This window comes from uncultured Eudoraea sp. (assembly GCF_947260015.1).
Classification (GTDB): Bacteria; Bacteroidota; Bacteroidia; order Flavobacteriales; family Flavobacteriaceae; genus Eudoraea.
This window is the reverse complement of the sequence record NZ_CAMYOM010000019.1, coordinates 49,623-55,622: the sequence shown is the minus strand read 5'-3', so window position 1 is coordinate 55,622 and position 6,000 is coordinate 49,623. Positions and strand designations below refer to the sequence as shown.

General features: G+C 41.3%; 2 protein-coding genes. Both read left to right on the top strand.

Annotation, left to right across the window (positions count from 1 at the left end; all coding sequences use genetic code 11):
* Nucleotides 1-28: 28 nt before the first annotated feature.
* On the top strand, nt 29-5,401 hold the full coding sequence (locus tag Q0X66_RS09705; RefSeq protein WP_297705781.1) for a SprB repeat-containing protein: 5,373 nt from the start codon (nt 29-31) through the stop codon (nt 5,399-5,401).
* Nucleotides 5,373-5,945, top strand: a complete 573-nt coding sequence (locus tag Q0X66_RS09700) for a hypothetical protein (RefSeq protein WP_297705779.1) — start codon at nt 5,373-5,375, stop codon at nt 5,943-5,945. Before Q0X66_RS09705 ends, Q0X66_RS09700 begins: the two co-directional genes overlap by 29 nt.
* Nucleotides 5,946-6,000: the final 55 nt, after the last annotated feature.

Sequence of the window (6,000 nt, the reverse complement as noted above, 5' to 3'; positions counted from 1 at the left end):
TACAGGCCTGCCTCAAGGCGATTATACTGTGAGGCTTAATCAAAGAAAAGGAAGTGCCTCGTGCGACTTTTTTGAATATTATACCGTTTCCGGACCGGCCAATGGTCTTTCGGGCGGTGCTGCTTTAATTCAAGACTATACTTGTCTTCAAACAGGTACTATTGAGGCCCAAAATATTACCGGAGGAACAGCGCCTTATGAATTCTCAATAGATGGAATAAACTTTGTTTCCGGAGCAGGGGCTGAGACTTTTACTGGTCTAACAAATGGCTCTTATACTATAAGTATCCGGGATGCTAATGGTTGTCTTATTGTGACCAACCCTATAACCATAGACCCTTTAAATCCACCGACTGATCTGGACTTTGTTTCCTCAGCACCAACTTGTCCGGCCCTAACCTCAGATGTTACCGTATCAGTTGTTAATGGGAACACACCTTTCGTGTTTGAAATAATTGCCCCTGCGGCAATTCCGGCCACCTCTACTTCTGGTGGTTCTGCCAATTTTGATGGTCTTACACCCGACACCTATACGTTCAGGGTTACAGATGATAAAGGTTGTACTTACGAAGAGAGTTATACCATTACGCCGGTAATTCCTATTGGGGTTGTAGGACAATTGGTAAGCAATATTAGCTGTCTAGGTGATGCGGACGGGGAGGTTTTATATACCGTTTCTGGCTTTAACACTTCATACGACTATACGGTAACCGGACCATCTGCATTCAGTGGATCCGGAGAAACAAACGCAACAATTCCTTTGGCTGGTTTACCAGCAGGAACTTATGATATTACAGTAACAGATAATGATACAAACTGTTCGGACACTGCAAGTGTAACGATAAATGCCCCAGCGGCAGCACTTACTATATCAGCAAATGAGACACAGCCAACCTGTACAGATCCTGGCAGTGTAGTACTTACGGCTGTTGATGGTTGGGGAGGCTATACGTATTCTTTGACCTATCCTGATACAGTTACTATAGTGACTAACGGCACCGGTGCTTTTACCGGTCTGGTACAATTAGGAACCTATATTGCATCTGTTACCGATGCCAACGGTTGTATTGCTACTACAACATTTGATTTAAATGCTGCTTTACCTCCTGTATTAGCAATAGTTCCCAATGATATTTGTTATGATAATCTTACCGGTTTAACATTAACTGCCAATGTAACGTCCGGAGGCGATGGAAACTTTGAATACAGAATTAACGGCGGGCTTTATGACACAAATAACGTTTTTGCCGGCTTGGGTCCGGGAACGTATACCATTGACGTCATTGATGGAAACAATTGTACCGATACAGATACAATTACCATAAATCCTGAATTGACAGTTACAGCTTCCGCAGCTAATATTACAGCTTGTGGAACAACAACAGATGTAACGGTAACCGCAGCAGGTGGTGATGGTAATTTTGTTTATGCAATTGTAGCTGATGGAGTAGCGCCTATTCCCGGTGATTTTGGTGTTGTAAATCCAATTACAGTTACCGGAGCCGGGGATTATGATGTATACGTTCGTGATAACAATGGAAATGTAACATTTTGTGAAGCTATGTACGATATCACTATTGTACAGGATGCGCCTATAACTATTACCCCAACATCAACCCCTGCAATATGTTTTGGAGATAGCAATGGATCTATAACAATTGTAGCTGCTAATGGTATGGGGCCTTACGAATACAGTATTGACAACGGAACAACCTACCAGGTATCAGGAAATTTTGTAAACCTCGGTGCCGGAACATATCCTATCAGGGTAAGAGATGCAAACAATTGTGAAGAAACGGCTTCCATAGACGTGCTGGAGCCAACACAATTGGTGGCAGAAGCAGTACAAACGCAGCCTTATACCTGTCTTCAATTAGGAGAAATAGCCGTAGGAAGTGTAACCCCAACAAGTGGAGGTTCAGGAGATTATCAATATAGTCTAAACGGTGGTTCGTGGACTGCATCTACACCTGGCGGTGCAACCTTTACAGGGTTAATAGATGGCACATATTCAATCAGGGTAAGAGACGCGAATGCAGTTTCCTGTTCTATTACGCTGCCGGATGTTATTATAGCGCCATTACCCGTTGAGCCGGTATTAAGCACAAGTATTACTTATAATTGTGATGGTACAGGGAATATTACGGTATTACCAAATGATCCTTCTTATCAGTACAGCTTAGATGGCGGAGCCTTACAAGCTTCCAATGTCTTTAATAATATTACCATTGGCAATCACCTTATTACCGTAGATTATGGAAGCGATTGTACTGTAGATACCAGTGCTATAGTAGTTGCAGGTAATGCTTTTGATGCAAACATTACGAATTTTACTAATATCAGTTGTAATAGTCTGTCTGACGGTACAATTACTTTTGAAGTTGAAAATTTTGACCTTGTAAATGGTTTTGAATATTCAGTAAACGGGGGTGCATTTTCGGCGCCACAAACGGTTTCTCCGGTAACGGTTAATGGTCTTAGTGCCGGAGTAAATTCAATTGAAGTAAGGGATGTATTAGATAATTCCTGCTCCGTTATGCTTTCAGAAACCTTAACCGAACCCACGCCTGTAGTTGCTTCTGCCGGCATTACGGTAGAATTTACCTGTAATAATACAGGTGCTACAATTACAGCCAGTGCCACTGGAGGTACGCCAGGTTATGAATACCAATTGGAAGATAATGTAGGTGGTATAATTACTCCTTATCAAGCCGGAGTTGATTTTGTAGGTGTTCCTGCCGGAGACTATATTGTTAGAGTTAGAGATACGAATAACTGCGAAGATCCCATAGACGCCCCTATTACCGTAGTTGCCCCTATGAATCCAACTTTTACTACTACGCCAACAGCTTGTTACAGCGGCTCTAATGATGGGACAATCCTGGTAGATGTAACTTCACTTCCTGGTAACGGAGGCTTTCAATTCAGTATTAATGGTGGTCCGTGGTTAACACCTACACCGTCAACGGCAACAAGTTATACTTTTAATAATTTATCTGCTGGGACTTATACTATAGATGTCAAGGATTCTTTTGGTTGTGTTGGAGTACAGCAAAACGTAACAATAAATCCAAGCCTTGCCGCAAACGCTGTTTTAACTGCAGATCTGACCTGCCTGGCACCAGCATCAATTACAATAAATGCAATTGGTGGTTCAGGGACATATTCCTATGAATGGTCTAATGATGCTGGCGCAACTTACTTTAACACCAACTTTGCCGGGAATGTCTTTAGTTCCAATACAGCGGGTACCTATGTTTTCAGGGTAACAGACACAACAGTGCCTGCCGCATGTATTGTGACCACTAATTCGGTTATTATCAGCCCTGCAGATACTCCTGTGATTACATCAGTTACGCCCACACATATTCTTTGTAATGGAGATAGTACGGGAATGCTGGATGTGGTTATTGATACTTCTATAGGTAGCCCTCCATATGTCATTGAGGTAATTGAGACTATTTCAACAACGAATTATGGAACCCAGACCACTGGCCTTCCTTCGGGGGACTATGAAGTCACTATTACGGATGCGAAGGGATGTGTTTCTCTTCCTTTTCCAGTAACAATAAATGAGCCTGATGCAATTGCATATAGTATTAATTTAATACCAATTACTTGTAATCCAGCTACCGGAACAGATCCGGGTTCTATAACCGTAGAAAACTTAAACGGAGGTACTGCAGAATATACCTACCATTTAACAGGGAATAACGGGTATTCAGCATCTTATTTGACAACTGCCGGAGGTGAAGATCATACCTTTGCTATACTTGAATTTGGTATTTATGAAGTTGATGTGGTTGACGCCAATGGTTGTTCACTGAGAACAACTAATATAATTGCATCACCTCCAAATGATTTGGATATTGATGTTTCTACGTTAACCGCAAGCTGTGCTGCCGGAGGTACGGCCATAGTAACTGTTTCATCTGCGGTAGGTAGCGGTAATTATGAGTTTGCAATTTTAGATAGCTATACTCTCCCTTATTCGGCTTCATATCAGGCTCCGGATGTTGTTGGTGGAGATACTTCCACATTTACATCACTTATACCTGGAGTTACTTACACCTTTGTGGTTCACGATTTAACCACTAATTGCTATTATTTTGAAACTGCTGCTACCCCAATAGATTCTCCTTCAAATATGACGTTAACGTCATTGGTTGAAGCAAATGTAACATGTACGGGGGCTGCAGATGGTAATGTGAGTTTCACTTTTGATAACTACGATGTAGGTGCCACACAGGTCGACTACGAAATATTTAATGCACAATCTAATGTAACCACAGGTTTTACGGGGTCTTCGCCAGTAAATCCCCCTGCAGGACCTGTAAGTATTCCAAATTTTGCAACATTACCTCCTGGTGTATACTATGTATTGTTAACAGAAATTAATGGTGCGTTTGCTGGTTGTTCAATTGGTTCTTCAAACTTTACCATCGATGAATCAACCAACTTATTATCGGTTACAGCAGCTTCTCCAGTAAATGATAATTGTAATGTGAATGCGGGCGTCATCACGGCTACACCTCAATTTGGTAGTGCCCCATATGAATTCCAATACTTACTGGATACGGCGCCAGCTCCAACTGCTGCTTCACCCGGATGGACAAGTAGTACCACTGCAAACGTTGAATCAGGAGATTATATAGTCTATATTAAGGATGCATATGATTGTATTCAAAATGATCCTGTTACTGTAGCTTTAGATGCAAGTCCAGATATTTCAATTGTAATCGTAGATGAATGTGTGGCAGAAGGGCAATTTGAGATTCTGGTAACCCTTGATGCTGCCGGTGTGGCCCCATATCAATTAAGTATTGCACAAAACATTGCCGTTCGCGACGTGAATGGTTGTGCAGATACTGAGCCTTTTACTATTATACCGCCACTGGAGTTTACTGTAATGCAAACTACATTGCTTGATTGTGAGCCGGGTGCTGCGGCTAATGCCGAGATAACAATTGAAGTAACATCAGGTTCAGGAAATTATGAGTTTGAAATTGATGGTCCGGGCGCTATTGATCAGGCTAGAATTGCTCTTCCATCCAATCCATATACTTGGACTGGAGCAAGTGGAGCTGGTTCTTATAATGTAATAATTCATGATATTAGCACCACACCTCCTAACTGTTCGCAAAGTATTATTGTAGATGTTCCAGCTGCAGTATTACCTGAGTTTACAGAAATACACACTGATGTAACTTGCAATGGCGGGGCTGATGGTACAATAACATTAATTGAAATAGACAATGGTAATAATCCATTGACCTATACCTTAAATCCTATGCCTGTGGGTGTGGTTTTAAATGACAAAACTTTCGAAAACGTTCCGGCTGGCACTTATGATATAAGAGGAACCGGGTATTATGAGTGTCCCGGCACCTATCGTTGTTGAATTTGGTTGTACTTCAGGAAATAATCCTGAAAATGCCACAATAACAATAGATGATGCCTCAATTACAGGTGGAAGTGGCTCTTATGTTATCTATGAATTTATAAATGACCAGGGTACTCCGGCACTTGGGGATGATGTAGTAGTTCAAACAGGTGCTAATACCACCTATATAGAAACTGATGTTGCAGGTGGTAGCTATACTATCAATGTCTATGACAGCAATGGTTGTTTAGGAACCACAAATGCCATCATACAGCCTTATGACGAACTGCTTACCGCTACTGCGGCAATTACAAATGCCATAAGCTGTAATCCGGGTATGGATGGTGAAATCACCATAACGGTAACATCAACCGCAAATGATCCGGCTAAATTTGAATACAGTATAGACAATGGTGCTACGTACCAGGCCTCAAATGTATTTAGTGGATTAGATTTTGGCGTCTATAATTTCCTTATCAGACATGTAGATACTGGATGTATATTAACAGCTACGGAGACCATTACAGATCCTAATACTTTTAATATAGTACTTACTAAATAGATCCTAATACTTTTAATATAGTACTTACTAAATTACAGGATGTAATCTGTTTCGG

Bases quoted from the DNA above. Each gene is read 5' to 3' on its own strand.
- Q0X66_RS09700 (WP_297705779.1), top strand. From the start codon at position 5,373: ATGAGTGTCCCGGCACCTATCGTTGTTGAATTTGGTTGTACTTCAGGA.